The sequence below is a fragment of the Micromonospora sp. WMMD558 genome (assembly GCF_049315255.1).
Classification (GTDB): Bacteria; Actinomycetota; Actinomycetes; order Mycobacteriales; family Micromonosporaceae; genus Micromonospora.
The window spans coordinates 5,132,141-5,155,234 of the sequence record NZ_CP186061.1; the positions used below are offsets into that span (position 1 = coordinate 5,132,141).

The window sequence follows — 23,094 nt, forward strand, 5'->3', positions numbered from 1 at the left end:
GGCGCGGAGCGGCGCAGGCGGTGGTCAGCGGCGGCGGCTCACCCTGCGACGGACCTGGGCGAGGACGCGGTTCGGGGTCACCGGCACCACGGCGATCATCAGCCGGCCGGACTCGTCCATGACCGGCGTGAGGACGTACAGGCGGGCCCCGCGCCGGCGCACCAGCGGCGCGGTCACCCGCAGTCGGGGTGCCCGCAGGGCGGTCGAGCCGGCCGCCCCGGTGGCCCGGTGCAGCCCTTGGGCGAGCCCCGGGTCGAACCCACCGACCTGGGCGGACACCGCCCGCCGCCGGCCGGTGGGCCCGGTCGCGGCGAGCAGGTCGGCGGCGCGGAACCGGATCCGCAGCGTGGTCCCGTCCGGGCCGGCTGTCACTGTCTCGGTGTCGGCGAGGATCTCCTCGGCGCTGACGCTGAGCGGCGGGAGATCCGGCACGGGCGTCGTCGCGGTCACGGTGAGCACCCGCTCCCCCCGCCGGTCGGTCTCCCAGCCGAGACCGGTGACGTCCAGCTTCGCGACCCAGTCCGGTGCCGTGGTGACGTCGAAGCACGAGTCGGGCACGCCGGCCCGGAACCCGGGATACGCGGCGTACCGGCGGCCGTCCTCGACGACCGTGGGCGGCACCCCCGTACGGGCGTCCCGGCGGATCACGGCGAGCAGGTCGTCGAGGCTGCCGTCGCGGGTCAGGGCGAGCCGGATGCGGGTCTCCGCGTTCAGTTCGCCCGCGATGTCGTCGGTGAGGTACGCGGCCACGAGCCGCCCGATGCCGTCGTGCACCCGCTGCTGGGTGTCGCGGTCCAGCCGCAGCAGGTCGTCCTCCAGCAGTTTGGCGATCTCGTGGTCGAAGCGTCGGGCCATGACCGCGTCCCGCTGCTTGCCGGGGCCGATCAGGTCGGCCACGAACGCCGTGGTCGCCTCCACGGTGCGCAGCCGGTCCAGGTGGCGGCTCAGGTACGTGATGTTGGTGGCGTTGAACCGCCGCACGGCGTAGTAGAACTCGTAGTCGGCCAGCACCGAGATGCGCCGCGCCCGGTAGCAGGCCTCCAGGGTGAACGGAAGGTCACTGCCGAGGGGCAGGTCCTCCCGGTAGCGGATCCGGTGCCGTTCCAGCAGCTCGCGCCGGAACAGCTTGGTGTTGGCCAGCGACCTCGGCAGCGGCGAGTCGAACAGGTCCACGTCGACCCGGTTGGCCGCGAAGATGTCCTGGTAGATGTGTCGGCTGTTGACGCCGACCACCTTGCCGAGCACGACGTCGGAGTCCCACTCGTCGGCGGCGGTGACCAACCGTTCCAGCGCCTCGGGGCCGAGGTGGTCGTCGGCGCCGACGAAGAAGACGTACCGGCCGGTGGCGGCGTCGAGCGCCCGGTTGCACGGTCCGGCGGGGCCGCCGGAGTTGGCCTGGTGGATGACGATGAACACGCCGGGGTACCGGGCGGCGAACCGGTCCAGTTCGGCGCCGCTGCGGTCGGTCGACCCGTCGTCCACGGCCACGACCTGCAGCCGGTCCAGCCCGATCGTCTGGCCCACGAGGGAGTCGAGGCAGCCGGTCAGGTACGGCATGGTGTTGTAGACCGGCACCACCACGCTGACGGCGGGCGTGCTCACGGCGCCTCCACCGGGGTGGGCGCGCCGGCACCGGCCAGCAGCCGGCGGTAGAGCGCGTCGAGGCGGTCCGCCTGCGCCTCCCACGTCCACCCGGGCAGCGGCGAGTCCGGGCCGTCGTAGACCTGGCGGTACCGCCGCGGGTCGGCGAGCACGGCCCGCACCGCGCGGGCCAGGTCGGCGCTGTCGCCGGCCCGGAACACCTCACCCTGCCCCGTGGCGCGGACGGTGTCGGCCATCGTACGGACGTCGCTGACCACGATTGGCAGCCCTGCGTGGGCGTACTCGAAGAACTTCGTGATCAGGGCGATCTCGTGGTTCGGCCAGTGGTGGATCGGGATCAGGCCCACGTCGGCGGCGCTGAGGAAGGCGCTCACCTGCCCGTGCGGCACGTACGGCACGGGATGCAGCCGCTCCGCGACGCCGAGCCGGTCGGCGAGGGCCCGCAGGTGCTGGACGTACGTCGCGGACGGGTCGGCGATCACCAGCGCGAGGTGGGCGCCGGGCAACCGGGGCAGCGCCTCGACCGCGGTGGCCACCCCGCGCTGCTCGGCGAGCGCACCGCTGTAGACGAGCAGCGGGGTGTGCGGGCCGACCCCGCAGAGGTCACGCAGGTCGGGCACCTCCGCTCCCCCGGGTGTCGGGGCGACCGACGCCGGGGCGTTGAGCAGCACGGTCGGACGCTCCGCCAGCCGGTGCTCCTCCTGCAGCAGGTCGGCCAGGGTCTCCGACACGGTCACCACGGCGTCGGCGTGCGACACGTACTCCCGCACGTACGCGAGGTGGGCCGGCAGCCACCGCACGTTGTCGCGGCGGGGCTTCGCGCCGGGCAGCCACTCGTGCGCGTCCCACACGAGCTTCACGTCCCGGCCGGCGGCCCGCGCCCGGTCCACCGCGCGCGCGGCCACGCCGAGCATCCGGAAGTCGTGGGCGTGGATCAGGTCCGGCGCCAGGGCGTCGACGACCGGCCCGAACACCCGCTCGTACGTCCACAGCCCCGGTTCCAGCCGCCGCCACGCCCGGTCGCCGGAGACCGCACCCCAGAGGAGGACCTGGGCGTGCTCGACCGGCCGCCGGGCCAGCCGTGCCGCCCGCAGCACCGGCCCGCCCCGGGCGACCAGCCGCTGCCGCAGCGTACGCCGCCCGCCGGGGGGCGCCCCGCCGCCCATCGGCAGCACGCGGACGTGCGCGTCGCCGAGCCGCCACTCCCGCTCGACGCGGGCGCAGCCCAGCAGGGTGACCGCCCAGCCCGCGTCGGCGGCCGAGCGGGCCGCCTTCTGCACCCGGGAGTCGCCGTCCACCCCGTTGTCCACGAGCATGACCACCCGGCCACCGCCGGTCGCGGTGACACCGTCGAGCCGCACGAATTGTTCTCCGATTCCTGACGTCAGCGGATGCCCGGCGAGTGTACGGCAGTTCCGGTCTCCGGAATCGTTGCACCGCCGCGCTTTCGCGCCACCCGACGGTTCGGCCACGAGCTGATTCCCCGCCGTATACGCTCTGGTCATCTTCCCCTCACCGCCGTTTTTCCTTCGGCCGGTTAGGTCATTCGCAGAGCCTCGTCCGGCGCCCGATGCCGCCCATTCGCCGGCGCACGAGGAAACCGCAATCAATGCGTAAGCGGGTATTCATGTCGCGTACACCTGACGTCAGCGTGGTCATCCCGACCTGCGACCGGCCGGACCTGGTGACCCGCGCGGTCCACACCGCCCTCGCCCAGACGGTGGCGGAGATCGAGGTCGTCGTCGTGGTCGACGGCGCGGACCCCGACACGCAGGCCGCTCTCGCCGCGATCCCCGACCCGCGCCTGCGGGTCCTGCCGCTGCCCGAGCGCGGTGGCGCGCCGAACGCCCGCAACGTCGGCGTCCAGGCCGCGCGTGCCCGCTGGACGGCGTTCCTCGACGACGACGACGAGTGGCTGCCCCGCAAGCTGGAGGTGCAGCTCGCGCTCGCCGCCACCGCGACCGTCGCGTCCCCGATCGTCGCCAGCCGCCTGGTGAACCGCACCCCGCGCGCTGAGTTCGTGCTGCCCCGCCGGCTGCCGGAGCCGGGCGAGCCGATCTGCGAGTACCTCACCGTGCGCCGGGGCCTGTTCCACGGCGACGGCTTCATCCAGACCTCGACGATCATGGCGCCGACCGAGCTGCTGCGCCGCGTGCCGTTCACCGTCGGCCTGCGCCGCCAACAGGAGCTGGACTGGACCCTGCGGGCACTCGCGCACGACGACGTACGGCTGCTGATGGCGCCCGAGCCGCTCGTGCTCTGGCACCAGGACGAGGACCGGCCGCGGATCAGCCTCTCCTCCCCGTGGGCGGCTCAGCTGGAGTGGCTGCGGTCCAGCCGTCCCCTGCTCACCCCCCGGGCGTACGCGGCCATCGCGCTGAGCGTCGTCGGCTCGATGGCGGCCACGACCCGCGACCCGAAGGTCTTCCGGACCGTGCTCGCCGACGCCCGCCGGCACGGGCGTCCGGGTGCCATCGACTACCTGACGTACCTGCAGATCTGGCTGATCCCGCCGCAACTCCGGCACAGTCTGCGGGACCGGATCCTGGACCGCCGTCGCCGCCCGGCCCCGCCCGCCCCACCGGCCGCCGCCGGGTCGGCCCGGCCCGCCGAACCGGGCCTCGCCGCCGCCGACTCCGGGAACCCGTGACCCGTGCCGCACGCTGAACAGGTGCCCCACGTCGTCATCTGGCGCAGCCACCTGCTGGCCGGCTCCGAGACGTTCATCCGCAACCAGGCCGACGCGCTGGCGGCCTGGCGCGCCACCTACCTCGGTGCGGTGCGGGTCGCCTCGACACTGTCCCGCGACACCGACGTGGTCGCGTTCGGCGACACCGCCCGCGACCGGCGGGCCCTGCTCGCGCTGAAGGCCACCGGCCGCTCCCCCCGGCTCACCCGGCTGCTGCGGCGGCTCCGGCCGGCACTGGTGCACGCCCACTTCGGCAACGACGGTTGGCTGGTCAGCCGCGCCGCCGCCGACCTGGACATCCCGCTGGTCGTCACCGTGCACGGCCAGGATGTCACCCGCCAGCCGGCCCTCCCGGGCCTGCGCGGCGCCCGCCAGCGGCACAACCTGCGCGTGGCGTTCGACCGGGCGGCGCTGGTCGTGGCCGTCAGCGAGTTCATCCGCGACCGGGCGGTCGCCCTCGGCGCGGACCCGGCGAAGGTCCGGGTGCACCACACCGGGGTGCCCGTCCCGCCCCTGCCGGCGCCCACCCCGCCCGGGTGGGACGTGGCGTTCGTCGGCCGGTTCGTCGAGAAGAAGGGCGTCGACGACCTCGTCGAGGCGCTCGGGTCGCTGCGGCCCCGGCGGCCCCGGGCGCTGTTCATCGGCGACGGGCCGCTGGAGGGGCCGCTACGCGCCCGCGCCGCCGAACTCGGCCTCGACGCCACCTTCCTCGGCGCGCAGCCACCGGAGGTGGTGGCCGATCACCTGGCGCGGTCGGCACTGCTCGCCGCACCGTCGAGGACCGCGGCGGACGGCGACTCCGAGGGGCTGCCCACCACCATCCTGGAGGCGGCGAGCCTCGGCCTGCCGGTCGTGGCGACGCACCACAGCGGCATCCCGGAGGCGGTCGTGCACGGCGAAACCGGCCTGCTCGGCGCCGAAGGCGACCGGGCCGCGCTCGCCGGCAACATCACCCGCCTGCTCGCCGACGACACCCTGCGGCGGCGGCTCGGCCGCGAGGCCCGCCGGCACGTCGAGGACCGCTTCGACCTGCACAAGCAGACCCACCGGCTGGAGAAGCTGTACGACGCCGTCGCCGCCGGGCACGCGGCTGGGTCCGGTCGCGGTACCGCGTAGGGCCGGACGGGAGTCCGAGCCCTCAGCACTCGTCCGGGTCAGCGCCCCGAGCCTGGTGCGGCCGGTGCTCCGTGATCCACGCTTCCACGTCCTCCACCAGCCATACCGCTCCCCCGGCCAGCCGATCGAAGGGCTCCGGGAAGTCGGGCCGGGAGACGATCTGCACGATGCGCGCCCGGGAGACACCGAGGCGCTCCTGCAACTCGGCGCTGCCGTACAGCCTGCGAACCATGGATCGACGCTATGCAACCCGAGACTAGCGCATATGACAGCTGTCATACTTGACACTGTCGTGTGCGGCAGGAAAGGTGAGGGTCGAGGTGGTCGCCACGTGAACGGAGGCAGGGCATGTCGAACTACCCGATCCCCTACCGGGACGATGACCAGCGGCTCGACGACGAGCTGCTCCGAGACGTACGCGATGCGCTGCTCAAGCGCGGCTTTCCTGAGCTGACGAAGGTCGACTACGGGCTGCTGGAGGTCATGCTGGTCCGGTTCGTCTACGCGAAGCGACGGCAGGTCTCGGTCACGGTCACCGACTGACAGGGTCAGGCGCCCGTCGCGGCGAGGGCCGGGGTCGGACGGTCGTCGACCCGGCCACGCGGCTTGCGGTTCGGCAGCGACAGCCGGATGACCTTCCACCAGGCGGAGGCGACCTGCTTCGGCAGGGAGCCGGAGGTGTACTTCAGGCCGTACCGGTCGAAGAGCGCCCGTACCTCGGGGGCGATCTCCTGGTAGCGGTTGCTCGGGAGATCCGGGAAGAGGTGGTGCTCGATCTGGAACGACAGGTTGCCGGTCATGAGGTGCAGCAGCCGGCTGCCGCTGATGTTGGCGGAGCCGAGCATCTGCCGCAGGTACCACTCGCCGCGCGTCTCGCCCTCGATTGAGGTCTTTTCGAAGGTCTCCACGCCGTTCGGGAAGTGCCCGCACATGATCACCGAGTGGCTCCACAGGTTGCGGATCAGGTTGGCGGTGAACGTCGCGGCGAGCGTGCTGAGGAAGGACGGCCCGGAGAGCAGCGGGTGCAGCACGTAGTCCTTCAGCACCTGGCGGCGGATCTTGCGACCGACCGCGCGGGCCCGGGCCCGGAACTCCGGATCCCGGTGCCGGCCGTTCTTCAGGTTGTGGCCCAGCTCCAGGTCGTACGCCGCGATGCCGTACTGGAAGAAGCAGGCGTTGATGAAGTTCCACAGCGGCTGGCCAAGGTAGACCGGGTGCCAGGGCTGGTCCTCGTCGACCCGCATGATGCCGTACCCGAGGTCGTTGTCCTTGCCGACCACGTTGGTGTACCGGTGGTGCAGCTGGTTGTGCGAGTGCTGCCACTGGTCGGGCGGGGAGACGTGGTCCCAGTCCCAGGTGGTGGAGTGGATCTTCGGATCGCGCATCCAGTCCCACTGGCCGTGCAGGACGTTGTGCCCGATCTCCATGTTGTCGAGGATCTTGGCCACGGCGAGGCCGGCGGTGCCGACGACCCAGGCCGGCGGGAAGAGCGAGAAGAGCAGCACCACCCGGCTGCCGAGTTCGAGCTTGCGGTGGGTGGAGATGACCTTGCGGATGTACGCGGCGTCCCGCTCACCCCGGTCGGCCAGGACCCGGTCCCGGATCGCGTCGAGTTCCTTCCCGATGACCTCGATGTCCTCGGCGGTGAGGTGGGCGATCGGGTTGACGGGCTTGCGCTGGATGACGGTCACGTGGGCACTCCGGTCAGTGGTCGATGTCGCAGGGGCCGGCCGCTGCCGACACGCAGGTCTGGATGAGGACGCCGTCGCCGGGGACCGCCGTGGTGAGCGCCCCGTTGCGCAGGTCGCGAACCGCGCCCTGGCGCAGCGGCAGGACGCAGCCGAAGCAGATGCCCATCCGGCAGCCCGAGGGCATGAGCACTCCGGCCGCCTCACCGGCGTCGAGCAGCGGCGTGGCGCCGTCGGCGGTCACGGTCACACCGGCCCGGCCGAAGGTGACCGTGCCGCCCTCGCCGGGTGAGATGACGGTCGGCCGGAACCGCTCGGTGTGCAGCCGCTCCGCCCGACCGGCGGTGGACCAGTGGGCCTCCAGGGCGTCGAGCAGCCCGACCGGGCCGCACGCCCAGGTCTGCCGGTCGAGGTGGTCCGGCACCAGGTCGGCCAGGTCGGCGATGGTGAGCACGCCGTCGTGGTCGGTGTGCCGCTCCACCAGCCGCAGCGCGCCGGCCGCGGCGAGGCCCCGCAGCTCCGAACCGAAGATCACGTCCGCCGGTGTCGGCGCGGAGTGCACGAGCGTGACGTCGGCGCCGGCGAGGACGCCGCTGCGCAGCATCCCCATGACCGGCGTGATCCCGCTGCCCGCGGTCACGAACAGCACGCCCGCCGGCGTCGGCGTGGGCAGGACGAAGTCACCCGTCGCCTGGTCGAGCTGGACGATCGTGCCGGGGCGGACCCGCCGGACGAGATGGTTGCTGACCACCCCGTCCGGGATCGCCTTCACGGTGATCGCGATGGGGTCGCGGCGGCCACCGAGGGCCGAGGTCACCGAGTACGCCCGCCACTGCCGTACGCCGTCGACGTCCACCCCGAGGCGGACGTACTGCCCGGGGACGTGCCCCCGCCAGTCCCGCCCCGGCTGCACGATCACCGTGGCCGCGTCCCGGGTCTCCGGCCGCACCGCGAGGATCCGGCCCCTCAGGTCGGCGCCGGAGCGCAGCGGGGCGACCAGGTCGAGGTAGTCGTCGGGCAGCAGCGGGGTGGTGACCGCCGCGGCGAGCCGCAGGAACCGGCGCCGCAGCGACGCCGCCGCGGGTGGGCGCGGAACGGTGGTGGTCATATCCCGATAGTCGCGGCACACTGGCATAAAATCTTGGCCCGCGAAGGTGAACCGGGCCTGTCGATTTGTGCGGGAGGAACAACAATGGCGGACCGCTCCGAGGCGACGCGCCGCGCCGCCGGGCTCGCCCTCGACGAGGGGGTGGCCCGCGGCCTCCGCGACCGGTTGCCCCTGCTCGCCGAGCGGACCGTCACCGCGATCACCGCCGAGGTGCCCAGCTACTCCGGCACCCTGACCGGCCAGATGCGGGACAAGATCGAGACCGCGGTGCAGATCGCGCTCGGCAACTTCCTGCAACTGCTCGAACGCTCCCACGCCACGGACCCGAGCACCCCCCTGGTCCCCGCGCTGGAGGCCGCGTACGCCCTCGGCAGCGGTGAGGCCCGTTCGGGGCGGAGCATGGACGCGCTGCTGGCCGCGTACCGGGTGGGAGCGCGGGTCTCCTGGCGGGAAATGTCCACCATCGCGGTGCGCGGCGGGCTCCCGGCGGTGACCGTCGCCGACTTCGCCGAGCTGATGTTCGCCTACATCGACGAGCTGTCCGCCGCCAGCGTCGCCGGGCACGCCGACGAGCTGGCCAGCGCCGGCCGGGCCCGCCGGCGCAACCTGGAGCGCCTTACCCAGCAGCTGGTCACCGGCGCGGCCGAGGACGTGCTGCTGCGCAGCGCCGAACGAGCCGACTGGCCGCCGCCGCAGACGCTCACCGTCGTACTCCTCCCCCGGGCCAACCTGCGCGCGGCGCTCGCGCTGCTTCCGGCGCAGACCCTGGAGAGCGGCGACGACCTGCCGGGCGCCGCGGTCGGCGAGGAGTTGGCCGTGCTGCTCGTCCCCGACGCGCACGGCGACCGGCGGCGGCAGCTCACCCGGACGCTGCACGGCCGCCGCGCCGTGCTCGGCCCCGCGCGGCCGTGGACGCGGGTGACGTACTCGTGGCAGCGGGCCACCCGAGCCCTCGCGCTCGGGCTGCGCCCGGCCGACGACGGGCCGCCGCTGGACACCGAGGCGCACCTCGCCGAACTGCTGCTCGGCATGGACCCGGAGGGCCTCGCTGACCTGCGCGCCCGCGTGCTGGCCCCGCTGGCGGCGCTGCCGCCGACCACCGCCGAGCGGCTCGCCGAGACGCTGCGCTCCTGGCTGCTGCACCACGGCCGCCGTGACGACGTCGCCGCCGACCTGTTCGTGCACCCGCAGACGGTGCGCTACCGGATGGGCAAGCTCCGCGAGCTGTACGGGGACCGCCTGCACGACCCCGCCACGGTGCTCGACCTCACCCTCGCGCTGGCGTTCCCGGCCCGCGACCGGGCCGACGAACCGGCCGGCTGAGCGGCCCGGACCGCGCGGCGGTCCGCATCAGGGTTTCCGCCGGGCTCGGGGGCGCGCCGGGGACGGGCCGGCGTCGGTCGGCTGCGCCTCCGCCACCGCCTCGCAGAGGTCGGTCAGCGGGTCACGGCGCTGCGCCGCACAGGCGACCCGTCGCAGCAGGGTCCGGAAGGCGGCGGTGTCGGCGGGATCGAGGGCGCCGAGCACGTGCGACTCCACCTGCCGCAGCGCCCGCTGGCGTTCCCGCCAGGCGACCCGGCCCTCGTCGGTGGCGCAGACCAGGCGGCTGCGCCGGTCGGCGGGATCGGCCCGGCGCAACACGAGCCCGCGCCGCTCCAGGTCGTCGATCAGGTACGTGAGCACGGTCCGGTCGATGCCGAGTTCCTCGGCGATCGCGCCCTGGTTGCGGACCGGCTCCCGGACCGCCGCCGACAGCACCTGGTAGCCCCGGGGCCCACCGGGTATGTCCTCCAGTGCCCGGTCGGCGGCCCGGACGTAGGCGCGGAAGACGACGCCGAGCATCCAGCCGAGGTCGTCGTCGAGCGGGTCCGGCCGTGGGTGTGCCGCCGTCGCACCGGTCATCCGCCCAGGATAGCTGAGCTGGACAGACCTTGTTGGCAACAGATGTTCTGTGTGGCATAACATCTGTCTGACAGCACTTCAGGGGAGGACTCCGATGAGCGACCACGGCCACCCACTGACCTTCGGGTCGTTCCTGACACCGGCCAACGCCGACCCGGATCGGGTGGTGGCGCTCGCCGCCCTGTCCGAGCAGGTCGGGCTGGACCTGGTCACCTTCCAGGACCACCCGTACCAGCCCGCGTACCTGGACACCTGGACGCTGCTCAGCTTCGTCGCCGCCCGCACCAGCAGGGTCCGGCTCTCCCCCAACGTCACCAATCTCCCCCTGCGGCCACCGGCCGTCCTCGCCCGCAGCGTGGCGAGCCTCGACCTGCTCAGCGGCGGGCGGATCGAACTCGGCCTGGGCGCGGGCGCGTTCTGGGACGCCATCGAGGCGATGGGCGGGCGACGGCTCACCCCGGCGGAGGGCGTACGGGCCCTCGAGGAGGCCATCGAGGTCATCCGCCAGACGTGGGACGCCGACACCCGCGGCGGCGTCCGGGTCGCCGGCGAGTTCCACCGCGTGGTCGGCGCGAAGCGCGGGCCCGTCCCCGCACACGACGTGGGAATCTGGCTCGGCGCCTACAAGCCGCGCATGCTGGCGTTGACCGGCCGCCGGGCCGACGGCTGGCTACCGTCGCTGGCGTACCTGCAGCCCGGCGACCTCGCCAGGGGCAACGCGATCATCGACGACGCCGCCCGGGAGGCGGGCCGGTCGCCGGGCGACGTCCGGCGACTGCTCAACGTCAACGGGCGGTTCGCCACCGTCGGCCGCGGGCCCCTGCACGGCCCCGCCGAGCAGTGGGCCGAGGAACTGGCGGACCTCGCCCTCACCGACGGGATCAGCACCTTCATCCTCGCCAGCGACGACCCCGACGACCTGCGCCGGTTCGCCGCCGAGGTGGCGCCCGCCGTCCGCGAACTGGTCGCCGCCGAGCGCGCCTCCGCCGCCGCGCGGCCCGACTCCGCGCCCGCCGACTCCGCTGCCGGGCCGGTCGAGCGGGACGCCACCGCCAGGCCGGGACCGGCGGAGGCCGTCGCGGCGGCCGGACCCCGGGCCGGCCGGCCCGCGCCCGCGGGCCGCAGCGCCTTCTCCGTCGTACCGACGCCGGACGACGGCGTCCGCCGCAGCGGCGAGCGGGTCTGGGACGAGTCCGCCCGCCCGACCGGCCCGGCCCGCGACCCCGACCGTACGTACGCGGCGCACGACCTGGCCACCAGCCAGCACCTCGTCGACGTGCACGACGGGCTGCGCGCCGAGCTGGCGCAGATCCACGACCTGATCGAGCAGGTGGCGGCCGGCACGATCGACGCCGGCACCGCCCGCTCCCACATCAACACCATGACGATGCGGCAGAACAAGTGGACCCTGGGCACCTACTGCGAGTCCTACTGCCGGTTGGTCACCACCCACCACACCATCGAGGACCGGTCGCTCTTTCCGCACCTGCGCCGCGGGGACGCCCGGCTCGCCCCGGTCATCGACCGGCTCGAGCAGGAGCACCACCTCATCCACGACGTGCTGGAACGCGTCGACCGGGCCCTGGTGGCGTTCGTCTCCGTCCCGGACGGGATGGCCGACCTGCGCGCCGCCGTCGACCTGCTCAGCGACACCCTCCTGTCGCACCTGGCGTACGAGGAGCGGGAACTGGTCGAGCCCATCGCCCGCATCGGCCTGTCCTGAGCCGTCGCCGTACCGCCACCGGGCCGCCGATCGGTGGGCGTGGCCTGACCGCGCCGACCCGGTCAGGCCACGTGGGTGCGGTAGCCGGCGATGGCCTCGTCGAGCACCTCACGGCCCGGCCGGGCCCACTCCGCCTCGGCGAAGACCTCCACCTCGACCGGGCCGGTGTACCCGGCGGCGTCCACCGCCTCCCGGAAGCGCCGCAGCTCGACACAGCCGGTGCCGGGCAGCCCCCGGCCGAGCAGCACACCCGCCGGCAGCGGCGTCACCCAGTCGGCGACCTGGAAGCAGGCGATCCGTCCCTCCCGGCCGGCCCGGTCGATCTGCGCCCACACCTGGTCGTCCCACCACAGGTGGTACGTGTCGACCACGACGCCCACCGCCTCCGCCGGGTACGGCGCGACCAGATCCAGTGCCTGACCGAGACTGGCCACCACGCACCGGTCCGAGCAGAACATCGGGTGCAGCGGCTCCACGGCCAGCCGGACCCCCGCGGCGACCGCGTGCGGCACCAGCTCGCCGATCGCGTCCCGCACGTGCGCCCGTGCGGCGTCGAGGTCGCGGCTACCGGCCGGCAGGCCACCGGAGACCAGCACCAGCACGGGTGCGCCCACCGCCGCCGCCTCGTCGATCGCCCGCCGGTTCTCGTCCAGCCAGCCGGGGACCTCGAAGAAGCCGCCGCGGCACAGGGAGGTGACGGTAAGGCCGGCGTCCCGCACCAGCGCCGCCGCCGGTTCGACCCCGTGGGCCGCCAGGTCCTCGCGCCACAGCCCCACCCCGGTGACCCCGGCGTCGACGCAGCCGGCGACGAGCTCCGGCAGCGGCCACCGCTTGGTGGTGGCGGAGTTGAGCGCGAACCGCTTCACTGCGCCACCCCCGCCGTGGTCATGAACGCCCGGGCCCGGTGGGCCGCCAGCTCGGCGTCCGGGAGCAGGCCGGCGGCGTCGGCGAGCCGGAGCAGCCGGCCCAGGTGCGCCGGTGACCGTCCGGACTGGAGGCCGCCGACCATGGTGAAGTGGTCCTGGTGACCGGCGAGCCAGGCGAGGAACACGATCCCGGTCTTGTAGTAGAAGGTCGGGGCGCCGAACAGGTGCCGCGCCAGCGGCACCGTCGGTGCCAGCAGGTCGTCGTACGTGGTCGGGTCGCCCGCGTCGAGCGCCCGGAACGCCGCCGCGGCCGGTGGCGCGATGGCGGCCAGGACGCCGAGCAGCGCGTCGGAGTGGCTGTCGCCGTCGCCCCGGATCAGGGTCGGGTAGTTGAAGTCGTCGCCGGTGTAGAGGCGTACCCCCGGTGGCAGGCGCCGGCGCAGGGCGACCTCGAAGTCCTCGTCGAGCAGCGACAGCTTGATGCCGTCCACCTTGGTGTGGTGGGCGCTGATCAGCGCCACCACGGTGTCGGCGGCCCGCGCGGGGTCGGCGGCGCCCCAGTAGCCGGCCAGAGCCGGGTCGAAGGCCGGGCCGAGCCAGTGCAGCACCACCGGACCGTCCGCCTCGGCCAGCAGGCGGCCGTAGAGGTCGAGGTAGTCCTCGGCGGACGGGGCCGCCGCCGCCAGGTGCCGGCTGCACATCAGCACCGGCCGGGCGCCGGCGTCCTGCACGTCGGCGAGCTGCTCCGCGTACGCCCTGCGGATGTCGTCGAGGGTGGCCGGGCCGGACGGCAGCTGGTCGGTGGCGACACCGGCGCAGATGGCGGCGCCGTCCGCGCGGGCCGCCTGCGCCGACCGGCGGACAAGTTCCCGGGCCGTCGGGTAGTCCAGGCCCATGCCCCGCTGCGCGGTGTCCATCGCCTCGGCCACGCCGAACCCGTACGACCACAGGTGCCGCCGGAAGGCCAGCGTCGCGTCCCAGTCCACGGCCGCCGGCGTGCCCGGGACGTTCTCCGCCCGCGGGTCGGCGACCACGTGCGCGGCGGCGTACGCGACGCGGCTGGTGAAGCGGGCGCCGGGTGTGAGGTGCTCGCGGCCGGCGCCGGAGAGCGTGAGCGGCCCGTCGGGCAGGACCACCTTCGCGCTCACGAGCGCAGCTCCGTCACCTCGACGCGCCGGCCCTCACGCGCCGACTGCAGGCCCAGCTCGGCCAGTTGCACGCCCCGCGCGCCGGCCCACAGGTCCCAGGTGTACGGGGCGTCCTCGGCGACGTGCCGCAGGAACATCTCCCACTGCGCCTTGAAACCGTTGTCGAACACGTCGTTGTCCGGCACCTCCTGCCACTGGGAGCGGAAGTCGTCGGTGGACGGCAGGTCCGGGTTCCAGACCGGCTTCGGGGTGGTGGCCCGGTGCTGGATGCGGCAACGACGCAGGCCGGCGACGGCGCTGCCCTCGGTGCCGTCGACCTGGAACTCGACCAGCTCGTCGCGGTTCACCCGCACCGCCCACGACGAGTTGATCTGCGCGACGACGCCGCCGTCGAGTTCGAAGATGGCGTACGCGGCGTCGTCGGCGGTCGCGTCGTAGGGCTGGCCGTCCTCGTCCCACCGGCGCGGTACGTGGGTGGTGACGTGGGCGGTGACGGCCCGGACCGGGGCGAAGATCTGCTCCAGCACGTAGTGCCAGTGCGGGAACATGTCGACCACGATGCCGCCGCCGTCGGCCGCCCGGTAGTTCCAGCTCGGGCGCTGCGCCTCCTGCCAGTCGCCCTCGAAGACCCAGTAGCCGAACTCTCCGCGTACCGACAGGATGCGGCCGAAGAAGCCGCCGCGTACGAGCCGTTCGAGCTTGCGCAGGCCGGGCAGGAACAGCTTGTCCTGCACGACGCCGTGCCGTACGCCGGCCGCGTCGGCGGCACGTGCCAGCTCGACCGCACCGTGCAGGGTGGTGGCGACGGGTTTCTCGGTGTAGATGTGCTTGCCCGCCTCGACGGCGAGACCGATGGCCTTCTCCCGTTCGCTGGTGACCTGGGCGTCGAAGTAGATCGAGACGTCCGGTCGGGCCAGCGCGGCACCCAGGTCCGTCGTCCAGGCGGTCAGCCCGTGCCGGGTCGCGACGTCCCTCAGCTTGGCCTCGTTGCGCCCGACCAGGACGAGTTCCGGCCAGAGCCGGCCCCCGCCGCGCAGCGGTACGCCGCCCTGCTCGCGGATCGCCAACAGCGACCGGACCAGGTGCTGCCGGTAGCCCATCCGCCCGGTCACGCCGTTCATGACGATTCCGATCGGGACACGTGCCGTCATCGTCCCACCCTCCAGGTAAGGCGTCATTCCCCGGCACCCGGTCCGCCGGGTGCCGCACACTGCCGCTGACCGGCGGGGACAGCGGCGGCTCTGCCGCCGTCCCCGGCCGGCCGGTTCAGGCCGGCGTTCCGGTCACCGTCAGGTGACGCATCCGGCCGATGTTGTCGAACGAGCCGAAGCCGACCCGCCCGGAGCTGAACGTGGTGTCCTTCGCGGTCATCAGCGGGTCCTTGCGGCCGTCCAGGTAGACCGCGATCTCCCCGGTGGCCGGGAGGTGGACGACACGCACCTTGTGCCAGTCGGCGTCGACGATCGCCGGGTCGGCGCCCCGCGACCGGCCGTTCCACTGGTGGTCGATGCGCTGCCGGTCGGCGTTGTTCACCTTGAAGATGCCGTTGTGCGGCAGGATCGTGTTGTCGGTCGAGAGGTGCGCGTAGTAGAACTCGGTGTCCGAGCGCCACCCGAAGACGATGATCACGTCGCGGTTGGTCACCTCCACCGGCGTGTCCAGGCGCACCCGCGCCTCGATCTCCACCGACGACCACGCCGGGCCCTCGGTCAGGACGGCGTACTCGAACGGGCGGCGCGGGCCCGGCCGGCTCACGCCCGCCTCGGCGAGGATGATCTCGTCCTTGTCGAACTGCCACTTCGACGGCGTCACCGGCGCCCAGCTGTCCGGGCCGGACGGCTTGTGCACCCGGGTGCGGCCGACGTCGCCGCTGGCGAACTCCCTGGTGTCGGTGACCTTCCAGATCTTGCCGTTGGCCTTGGCGAGGATGTACAGCTCACCGGCGGCGTCGGTGCCGAAGCGAAGGTCGACCCGTTCCGGGTTGCCCGGCGCCCCGGGGCCGGACAGGTCCTGCATCCGCACCGGGCTGCCGGCGGCGTCGAACAGGGCGAGCCGGTGGATCGGCGCCAGCCCCTCGCCGCGGCGCATCTGGTGCGCCTCGGTGTAGAGGACCTGACCGTCGACGAGGTCACCGAAGACGTACTTGCCCTTCAGCTTCGGCACGTCCTTGCCGCGGTAGACGAACCCGCCGGCCACGGCGACGCCGACGTCGGAGGTGCAGTTCCAGTTGGGCGCCGGGTTGTGGTCGTACGCCGCGACCGGGTACGTGTAGCCGTACTCGGCGTCGTTCGCCGGCAGCGGAAGCAGCTTGTCGCAGGCGCTCCCCGCCTTGTCGAAGACGAACGCGCCCTCCCGCTCGCTCCAGCCGAAGTTGTCCCCGGCACGCACCTCGTAGATCGCCTCGATGGCGTGCTCACCGATGTGCCCGAGGTACATGCGACCGGTGGCCCGGTCCCAGCTGAACCGGTGCGGGTCCCGGAAGCCGAGGGCGTAGACCTCGCCGAGAGCGCCGTCCCGGCCGACGAACGGGTTGGACGCCGGGATGCCGTACCGCCCGTTCGCGGAGTTGGTGCCGCTCGGGTCGATGCGCAGCAGCTTGCCGTGCACCATGCCCAGGTTCTGCGGCTCGGTGTTCCGCACGCCGGTGCCGCCGTCGCCGACGGCCAGGTACAGCAGCCCGTAGTCGTCCTGGCCGGGCCGCGCGGTGGGGTTGAAGTTGATTTCCTGGACGCCGTGGATCTGGCCGGCGAAGCCGATCCGCAGTACCTCACGGCGGCTGCCGGCGAACGTGTCGGCGGCCGGGTCGGTCGCCGTCCACTCGTTGATCACGCCATGGAAGATGGCGTTGGCCTGCGCGTAGTCCGGTGTCCTGGTCGCCAGCGACGCCTGCTCGGTGTGGATGGTGTAGAACCGGCCGTTGCTACCGAACTCCGGGTGGAACGTGACGTAGCCGAAGCCCTGGCCGAGGCCTCGGCCGGAGAAGAACTGCGGCGCGAAGGTGGCGGCCACGTCGAGGTAGACGTGCGGCACGCCGTCCTGCACCAGGTAGAGCGTGCCGTTGAGGTCCGGCACGGCGCGGCGGCCGGACCCGTCGGGCAACTCCATGAGGGTGTTGATCCGGGCGGTCCGCATCAGCCGCTGGTCGGTCGGGGCCGGCGTGGGGAACGACTGCGGGAAGCTGGCGTACTCGGTGAGGACCAGGCCCAGGCGGGACTGGGTGGGCATCTCGACGATCGGGTCGTCGACCGGTTCGGCGGCCCGGGCGGGGCCGGCGACCAGGATGGACAGGACGAGCGCGGCGGCGGTGAGCCCAGCCGTCAGCGTGGATCTGCGGATCTTGCCGATACTGCGCACGCGGGTCTCCTTCGCGGGTGAGGCGGTACGGAGGGTGGTCAGCGGGCCATGTAGCGGTACTGCTTCTCGACGTCGCTCGCCGAGACCACGCTGTCGAGGAACATCAGGGCGTCCATGCGGCAGTCGCAGGGGTTCCGCTCCAGCGTGTCCTGCGGGAAGCTCCCGCCGATCTTGATGCCTCGCGGATCCGAGGCGGTCGTCACGTGCGGGCCGGGACCGGACACGAGCCACGGGTCGTCGCTGCGCGTGTAGAAGCCGTCCAGCGGCGTGCCGTTGCGGTAGAGCGCCATCGCACCGGTGTTGAAGTCGAAGGTGGCGGCGAGGTGGACCCACTCCCCCTTCGGCAGCAGGGTGCGCCAGTCCTCGCTCGCGGCGAACGTCTGCGAGTTGCCCCCGTCGAGGCGCCGGCCCAGCGCCACCAGGCGCAGCTCGCCGTTGACGTCGATCAGCTCCAGCAGGGCGCGGACGCCGTGGCCGTCGGAGTCGCCGGTGAGCACCCCGGCCAGGCCGATGGCGTTGAACCGGTCGGTCGGGTTGGCGGTGGTGGAGTTGAGCGCCGGCGCGTCCATCTCCGACTTGAACCAGCCCATGACGGTGGTGCCCTCGGTGCCGGCGAAGGCGCGCAGGGTCCGCACGCCGCTCGCCGACCAGATCCCGGCCTTCCAGTCGTCGTTGCCGGCCTGGGCCGGATTCACCTGCCGGGTCTGCAGGGCGTCACCGCTGCCGCGGTAGGCGCGGTCCGGCACCCGCATCGCGGCGCCGCCGTTGACGAGCTCGATCTCGGTGCCCGAGCGTCCCTGGTCCCGCTCCAGGGCGGGATCGCCCTCCACCGGGTGGTCGAAGTCGTAGAAGGCGACCAGGCTCGATCGCAGGTGCGGGTGGACATCGCGCGGGTTGTTCCGGTCCGCGTGCGCCGGGAGCGCCCCGGCGCCCGCCAGCACACCGGTCGCCAGTACGGCGGCGGTGGCGACGGCGAACCGTCTCGTTCTGGTCATCGCGTACACCTCGTTTCAGCTCCTGCGTGGGCACTGCAACCGCTTTCGGAAGCGCTTACGCGCTCACGCTCCAACTCTCGTGTGTGCCGCTGTCACGTCGGGGTGGTTACCGCTTCGGGGTCGCCGTGGGCTCGGCGGGCCGGCCGCCGAGGTAGAGCTCGCCGAGCTGCGGGTCGGCGAGGAGTTGCGGTGCCGGCCCGGAGATGTGCACCCGACCGAGGTCGAGTACGCACCCGAGGTCGGCGGTCTCCAGCGCCCGCCGGGCGTTCTGCTCCACCAGCAGCACCGCCGTACCGGCGTCGCGCATCCGCACGACCTGCTCGAAGACGGTGGTGGTGGCCTTCGGGTCCAGTCCCATGGACGGCTCGTCGAGGAGTACGACCTTGGGGCTGACCATGAGGGACCGGGCGAACTCCACCTGCTTCTGCTGGCCGCCGGAGAGCAGCCCGGCGAGGGAGTTCCACCGCTGCGCGACGACCGGGAAGACCTCCTTGACGAAGGCCGTCCGCTCGGCGATGAGCGCCTTGTCTCTCAGCGTGTAGCCACCGAGCAGCACGTTCTCCGCCACGGTCATCTCACGGAACACGCTGTGGCCCTGGAGGACGTGCGCCACCCCGGAGGCCAGCATCCGCTGCGGGCCCTGGCCGGTCACGTCCACGCCGCCGACCAGGATCTTCCCGGAGCGGGGCTTGAGCAGCCCGCTGGCGACCTTCAGGACGGTGGACTTGCCGGCGCCGTTGGGGCCGACGAGGCAGACGATCCGCCCGGCGGGCACCGAGACGGTGAGGCCGCGCAGCACCGGCGCCGCGCGCCCGTAGCCGGCCTGGATGTCGACGAGTTCGATCTCAGACGCCAAGGTAGGCCCCCAGCACGCGTTCGTCGGAGCGGATGAGCGACGGCGGCCCCTCGGCGATCGGGCGGCCGCGGTCGAACACCACGATGTGGTCACTGACGCTCATCACGAGGTCCATGTTGTGCTCGACGATCACGAAGGTCCGCCCCTCGGCGTTGAGCTCGCGGACCAGGGTGCCGATCCGGTCCAGCAGCGCCGGGTTGACGCCGCCGGCCGGCTCGTCGAGCAGTACGGTCTCCGGGTCGCTCATCAGCACGCCGGCGAGTTCCAGCAGCTTCTGCTGACCCCAGGACATGTTGCGGGCCTCCACGTCGGCGAGGTGCTCGATGCCGAGGCGGGTGAGCCAGCCGCGCGCCCGGTCGACCTCCGCGCGGGCCCGGGCGCCCCGCAGCAGCCCGGTCAGCCCGACCGGCCGGACCGCCGCGAGGACGTTGTCCAGCGCCGTCATCCGGGGGAAGACCCGGCACAGCTGGAACGTACGCCCCACACCGGCGCGGACAATGGAGTGCGGTGCCGCGCCGGTGATGTCCCGCCCGCGGTAGGTGACCTGCCCGCCGTCCGGCCGGATCATCCCGGTCACGCAGTTGAAGAAGGTGGTCTTGCCCGACCCGTTCGGGCCGATCAGGGCGTTGACCTGGCCGTGGCGGAACTCGACGGTGGCGCCGTCGAGCGCGACCACCCCGCCGAACGCCTTGGTCAGCCCGTCGGTCGCCAGACTCCGTACCTCGCTCATGCCGTCCCCTCCCTGGTGGACTCAGGGCGGCTACCCGCTGCGGCGTCCACCGGTTCCCGGGCGGCCGGCACGCCGGCCGCCGCAGCCCGCTGCTCGCGCAGTTCCGCGGCCGTGACCTCGCGGATCGAGCTCTGCGCCGGCCGTAGCCGGCCCAGCAGCGAGCCGATCGCGGGCAGCACACCGTCGGGCATGAAGAGCACGACCAGGGCGAGCAGCAGGCCGGTCGCGACCAGGTGCAGCTGCGTGTCGCCGAACTCCACCTTGAAGTACTCCAGCCCGATGCCGACGATGAGCGCGCCGACCAGCGGGCCGAACAGGTTCCGGACACCGCCGAGCAGCGCCATCAGCACCAGGTAGGAGCCGGTGAGGATGGAGAACTGGAAGACCGGGTCGAGGTCGCCGAACCACAGCGCGTACAGCCCGCCGCCCAGGGCGGTGAAGGCCGCCGAGACCACGAAGACCACCAACTTGTACGCGAACGTCGGGGTGCCGAGCGCCTCCGCCTTGTCCTCGTCCTCCCGGATCGCCTTGAGCCCCAGCCCGAACCGCGAGCGGTCGATCGACCACCAGGCCAGCAGCGCGAGCGCGAGCAGGCCGGCGAAGAGGTAGTAGAACACCCGGTGGTGCTCGGGACGGAGCAGGTCCGGGAAGGGCCGCGGCACGACCAGTCCCCGCGATCCGCCGGTGAGCGACGCCCAGCTCTGGAAGACCAGCAGCAGGATCAGCACCAGCGCGATCGAGACGATGACGAACGACGCCCCGCGGACCCGCAGCGCGGCGAAACCGATCGGTACGGCGAGGGCCGCCACCAGCAGCGCCGCCACGACCAGGGCCACGAAGCTCGGCAGCCCGGCCTTCGTGACCAGCAGCGCCGTGCCGTAGCCGCCGAGGCCGGCGAGCGCCCCGTGACCGAGGGAGATGTAGCCGGTGAACCCGCCGACGAAGTTCCACGACGTCGAGAGCACCGCGAAGTTGAGCACCACCACACCCGCCGACAGGATGTACGGGTTGGGCGCCAGGGACGGGAACGAGAGCACCGCCGCGGCGAGCAGCAGGACGGCGACCACCTTGACCACCCGGTCGACGCTGCGCCGCCCGGTCGTCGCCGCCCCGGTGGGCGGTACGGTCGCCGGCGAGGTGGTCGCCGGTGCCGTGGTCGGCTCAGAAGCGCTGGGCAAGGCGACCTCCGAAGAAACCTTGTGGCCGGAACGCGAGGGTCGCGAACAGGGCGAGGTAGAAGATCGTCTGCGCCCAGGTCGTGCCCAGCGGGATCTGGAGCAGGCTCTGCAGCATGCCGAGCACCATGGCGGCCATCGCCGCGCCGGGTACGCTGCCCAGACCGCCCACCACGATGATCGCCATCAGCGGGCCGATCCAGTGCCAGTGCAGCGACGGGTAGATGGTGGTGTCGAGGGCGAGGGCCGTACCGCCGATGGCCGCGGTGGCGAGGCCGAGGCCGAAGCCGTACCCGGCCACCCGCTCGGTCTCGATGCCGACGAGCCGCGCCGCGTCACGGTGCTGGATGGTCGCGCGCAGCGCCCAGCCGAACGTCGTCTTCTTCATCAGCAGGTAGAGGGTGAGCAGGGCGACGGCGGCGAGGCCGAACGCGATCAGCTTGACGACCGCGACGCGGGCGCCGAAGATCCCGAAGCTCGCCGAGCCGTAGCCCAGCTGGATGCGCCGCTGGGTGCCGGTGAAGACGTAGCCCAGCAGGCCCTCGATGAGCACCGCGATGGCGAAGGTCAGCAGGACCGACATCATCGTCAGGGTGACCGGCCGCAGCCGGGCCAGCAGCACCCGCTGCAGCAGCACGCCGCAGGCGAAGAAGAGCGGCACGGTGGCGATCATCGACAGCAGCGGGTCGACGCCCAGCCGGGTGTGTGACCACCAGGCGAGGTACGCGGCGAGGATGAGGAACGCCGAGTGGGCGATCATCACGACCCGCATGATTCCGAAGTAGAGGGTCAGGCCCGCCGCCAGGAGGGCGTAGAGCCCTCCCAGCAGCAGACCCAGGATGATGCTCTGGAAGAGCAGGGCACCGGAGGGCATGACGTCCTACCAGGCCGGCTTCGGGTAGACGAGGTCCGTCTCCTTGGCGTCGGCCGGGAGCACGATCTGGATCTTGCCGCCCACCCACTGCTGGATCATGTGGGCGCCCTTGGGCTTGCCCGTCTCGTCCCAGGAGAGCGGACCGACGACCGTCTCCACGGTGTTGGTGCGGACCCACTCGACCAGCTTCTTCTGGCAGTCGCCCTGCTCGGCGCACCCGACCGCGGTGACCGCCGCAGCGACGACCTGGCCGGTGGTGTACGCGTTGGCCTCGTCCTCCTCCGGCGGCGAGCCGAACTGGGCGGTGTACTTCTCGACGAACTCCGTGTTGCTCGGGTACTTCGCGTCCTGCGTGTACCCGGTCGGCGAGAGGATCCCCTCGGTCTTGTTGCCGATCGCCGCGGCGAACTCGGGGTTCGTCGGGGCGGTGGAGAAGGCGGCCAGCTTCGGCTGGTACCTGAGCTGCTGGAGGGCGACGATGAGGTTCACCCCGTCCTGGTACTGCGAACCACCCACCACCATGTCGGCCTTCGACGACGCGATCTTCGCGGCGATGCTGCCGAAGTCGGTGGTGTTCGGTGGGTAGACCTCGTCGACGACGGTGCGGACACCGCCCGCCTCGAGCTTCTCCTTGAGCCCGTACGCCGTGCCCTGCGCGAACGGGTCGTCCATGGCCGCGTACGCCGCGGTCTTCGGCCGCTGGTCCGGCGGCAGGGCGAGGATGTACTCGGCGAGGTGGTTGTAGTGGTCGTTGGCCACCGCCGGGGCGGCGTAGAACAGGTTCTTGAAGCCCTGTTCGAAGACCTCCTTCGCCGCGCCCGCGGGCTCGACGAAGAGCATGCCGTACTCCTCCGCGACGCGGGCCGCGGGCACCACGAGGCGGGTCGAGAACGGACCCACGACGAGGTCGACGTTGTCCTTGCCGATGAGCTGCTCGTAGTCGGCGACCACCCGGTCGGCGTTGGACTGGTCGTCGAGGATCTTCAGCTCGACCTTGCGGCCGAGCAGGCCACCCTTGTCATTCGTGATCTTGGCCCAGGCCTCGTAACCGCGCTGGACACCCTTGCCCGGCTCGGAGAAGTCGCCGGTCAGCGGCAGGGAGATCCCCACCACGATCGGGTCGTCGGCGCCGGCCGACCCGCCGTCATCACCACCACCGCAGGCCGTCAGCGCGAGGGTGAGGCTGGCGCCGAGTGCTGTCATCCACTGGATTCGCTTCATCCGGGTTGTCATCCCGAGACGCTCCTTTGCCGGGACGGAAGCGCTTA

Annotated in this window: 21 protein-coding genes; 5 read left to right on the forward strand and 16 right to left on the reverse strand. The window is 72.8% G+C overall.

Annotated elements, in window-relative coordinates; genetic code table 11:
• Window positions 1-24 precede the first annotated feature (24 nt).
• Window positions 25-1,602, reverse strand: coding sequence for a glycosyltransferase family 2 protein (locus tag ACN26Y_RS24450; protein WP_155332532.1), 1,578 nt, complete (start codon window positions 1,600-1,602; stop codon window positions 25-27).
• Window positions 1,599-2,963: a glycosyltransferase family 4 protein gene (locus ACN26Y_RS24455; RefSeq protein ID WP_422733583.1), complete on the reverse strand. Its 1,365-nt coding sequence runs from the start codon at window positions 2,961-2,963 to the stop codon at window positions 1,599-1,601. The genes ACN26Y_RS24450 and ACN26Y_RS24455 overlap by 4 nt, the downstream gene beginning before the upstream one ends.
• 266 nt (window positions 2,964-3,229) lie before the next feature.
• Here ACN26Y_RS24455 and ACN26Y_RS24460 point away from each other — a divergent pair, with 266 nt between their 5' ends.
• Together ACN26Y_RS24460 and ACN26Y_RS24465 are read left to right on the forward strand one after the other, a co-directional pair.
• Window positions 3,230-4,252, forward strand: a complete 1,023-nt coding sequence (locus ACN26Y_RS24460; RefSeq protein WP_196255681.1) for a glycosyltransferase family 2 protein — start codon at window positions 3,230-3,232, stop codon at window positions 4,250-4,252.
• Between the two features lie 21 nt (window positions 4,253-4,273).
• Window positions 4,274-5,407, forward strand: a complete 1,134-nt coding sequence (locus ACN26Y_RS24465) for a glycosyltransferase (RefSeq protein WP_230688747.1) — start codon at window positions 4,274-4,276, stop codon at window positions 5,405-5,407.
• A gap of 22 nt (window positions 5,408-5,429) precedes the next feature.
• On the opposite strand, the gene ACN26Y_RS24470 is transcribed toward ACN26Y_RS24465, so the two are convergent.
• On the reverse strand, window positions 5,430-5,639 hold the full coding sequence (locus ACN26Y_RS24470; protein ID WP_155332536.1) for a helix-turn-helix transcriptional regulator: 210 nt from the start codon (window positions 5,637-5,639) through the stop codon (window positions 5,430-5,432).
• Between the two features lie 116 nt (window positions 5,640-5,755).
• On the opposite strand from ACN26Y_RS24470, the gene ACN26Y_RS24475 reads away from it, so the two are divergent.
• Window positions 5,756-5,950, forward strand: coding sequence for a hypothetical protein (locus ACN26Y_RS24475; RefSeq protein WP_155332537.1), 195 nt, complete (start codon window positions 5,756-5,758; stop codon window positions 5,948-5,950).
• 5 nt (window positions 5,951-5,955) lie between these two features.
• On the opposite strand, the gene ACN26Y_RS24480 is transcribed toward ACN26Y_RS24475, so the two are convergent.
• Window positions 5,956-7,098: a fatty acid desaturase family protein gene (locus tag ACN26Y_RS24480; RefSeq protein ID WP_155332538.1), complete on the reverse strand. Its 1,143-nt coding sequence runs from the start codon at window positions 7,096-7,098 to the stop codon at window positions 5,956-5,958.
• 13 nt (window positions 7,099-7,111) lie between these two features.
• Complete coding sequence (locus tag ACN26Y_RS24485; protein WP_155332539.1) at window positions 7,112-8,203, reverse strand: ferredoxin reductase; 1,092 nt, start codon at window positions 8,201-8,203, stop codon at window positions 7,112-7,114.
• An 84-nt stretch (window positions 8,204-8,287) separates the two neighbouring features.
• Here ACN26Y_RS24485 and ACN26Y_RS24490 point away from each other — a divergent pair, with 84 nt between their 5' ends.
• On the forward strand, window positions 8,288-9,526 hold the full coding sequence (locus ACN26Y_RS24490; RefSeq protein ID WP_155332540.1) for a PucR family transcriptional regulator: 1,239 nt from the start codon (window positions 8,288-8,290) through the stop codon (window positions 9,524-9,526).
• 27 nt (window positions 9,527-9,553) lie between these two features.
• On the opposite strand, the gene ACN26Y_RS24495 is transcribed toward ACN26Y_RS24490, so the two are convergent.
• Complete coding sequence (locus tag ACN26Y_RS24495) at window positions 9,554-10,105, reverse strand: MarR family winged helix-turn-helix transcriptional regulator (RefSeq protein WP_155332541.1); 552 nt, start codon at window positions 10,103-10,105, stop codon at window positions 9,554-9,556.
• 94 nt (window positions 10,106-10,199) lie between these two features.
• Here ACN26Y_RS24495 and ACN26Y_RS24500 point away from each other — a divergent pair, with 94 nt between their 5' ends.
• On the forward strand, window positions 10,200-11,828 hold the full coding sequence (locus tag ACN26Y_RS24500) for an LLM class flavin-dependent oxidoreductase (protein ID WP_155332542.1): 1,629 nt from the start codon (window positions 10,200-10,202) through the stop codon (window positions 11,826-11,828).
• Window positions 11,829-11,890: 62 nt separating this feature from the next.
• On the opposite strand, the gene ACN26Y_RS24505 is transcribed toward ACN26Y_RS24500, so the two are convergent.
• From ACN26Y_RS24505 to ACN26Y_RS24550, 10 genes are all read right to left on the reverse strand, one after another.
• Window positions 11,891-12,694: a sugar phosphate isomerase/epimerase family protein gene (locus tag ACN26Y_RS24505; protein ID WP_155332543.1), complete on the reverse strand. Its 804-nt coding sequence runs from the start codon at window positions 12,692-12,694 to the stop codon at window positions 11,891-11,893.
• Window positions 12,691-13,842 (reverse strand): DUF993 family protein, encoded by a 1,152-nt coding sequence (locus ACN26Y_RS24510; RefSeq protein ID WP_155332544.1) that lies wholly within the window; start codon window positions 13,840-13,842, stop codon window positions 12,691-12,693. Before ACN26Y_RS24510 ends, ACN26Y_RS24505 begins: the two co-directional genes overlap by 4 nt.
• Entirely contained in the window at window positions 13,839-14,993 is a 1,155-nt protein-coding gene (locus ACN26Y_RS24515; RefSeq protein ID WP_155332545.1) for a Gfo/Idh/MocA family protein, read from the reverse strand. The genes ACN26Y_RS24510 and ACN26Y_RS24515 overlap by 4 nt, the downstream gene beginning before the upstream one ends.
• 115 nt (window positions 14,994-15,108) lie before the next feature.
• The gene (locus ACN26Y_RS24520; RefSeq protein ID WP_155332546.1) at window positions 15,109-17,196 is read right to left on the reverse strand and encodes a PQQ-dependent sugar dehydrogenase; all 2,088 of its coding nucleotides are present in this window, start codon (window positions 17,194-17,196) and stop codon (window positions 15,109-15,111) included.
• Between the two features lie 38 nt (window positions 17,197-17,234).
• Entirely contained in the window at window positions 17,235-18,191 is a 957-nt protein-coding gene (locus ACN26Y_RS24525; protein ID WP_155332547.1) for a LamG-like jellyroll fold domain-containing protein, read from the reverse strand.
• Between the two features lie 106 nt (window positions 18,192-18,297).
• A complete protein-coding gene (locus ACN26Y_RS24530) occupies window positions 18,298-19,047 on the reverse strand; it encodes an ABC transporter ATP-binding protein (RefSeq protein ID WP_155332548.1) in 750 nt (249 codons plus the stop codon).
• The gene (locus tag ACN26Y_RS24535; protein WP_155332549.1) at window positions 19,037-19,777 is read right to left on the reverse strand and encodes an ABC transporter ATP-binding protein; all 741 of its coding nucleotides are present in this window, start codon (window positions 19,775-19,777) and stop codon (window positions 19,037-19,039) included. Before ACN26Y_RS24535 ends, ACN26Y_RS24530 begins: the two co-directional genes overlap by 11 nt.
• Window positions 19,774-20,955: a branched-chain amino acid ABC transporter permease gene (locus tag ACN26Y_RS24540; protein WP_230688748.1), complete on the reverse strand. Its 1,182-nt coding sequence runs from the start codon at window positions 20,953-20,955 to the stop codon at window positions 19,774-19,776. The genes ACN26Y_RS24535 and ACN26Y_RS24540 overlap by 4 nt, the downstream gene beginning before the upstream one ends.
• Complete coding sequence (locus tag ACN26Y_RS24545; protein WP_422733584.1) at window positions 20,939-21,826, reverse strand: branched-chain amino acid ABC transporter permease; 888 nt, start codon at window positions 21,824-21,826, stop codon at window positions 20,939-20,941. Before ACN26Y_RS24545 ends, ACN26Y_RS24540 begins: the two co-directional genes overlap by 17 nt.
• A 6-nt stretch (window positions 21,827-21,832) precedes the next feature.
• Entirely contained in the window at window positions 21,833-23,059 is a 1,227-nt protein-coding gene (locus ACN26Y_RS24550) for an amino acid ABC transporter substrate-binding protein (protein ID WP_422733585.1), read from the reverse strand.
• Window positions 23,060-23,094 lie beyond the last annotated feature (35 nt).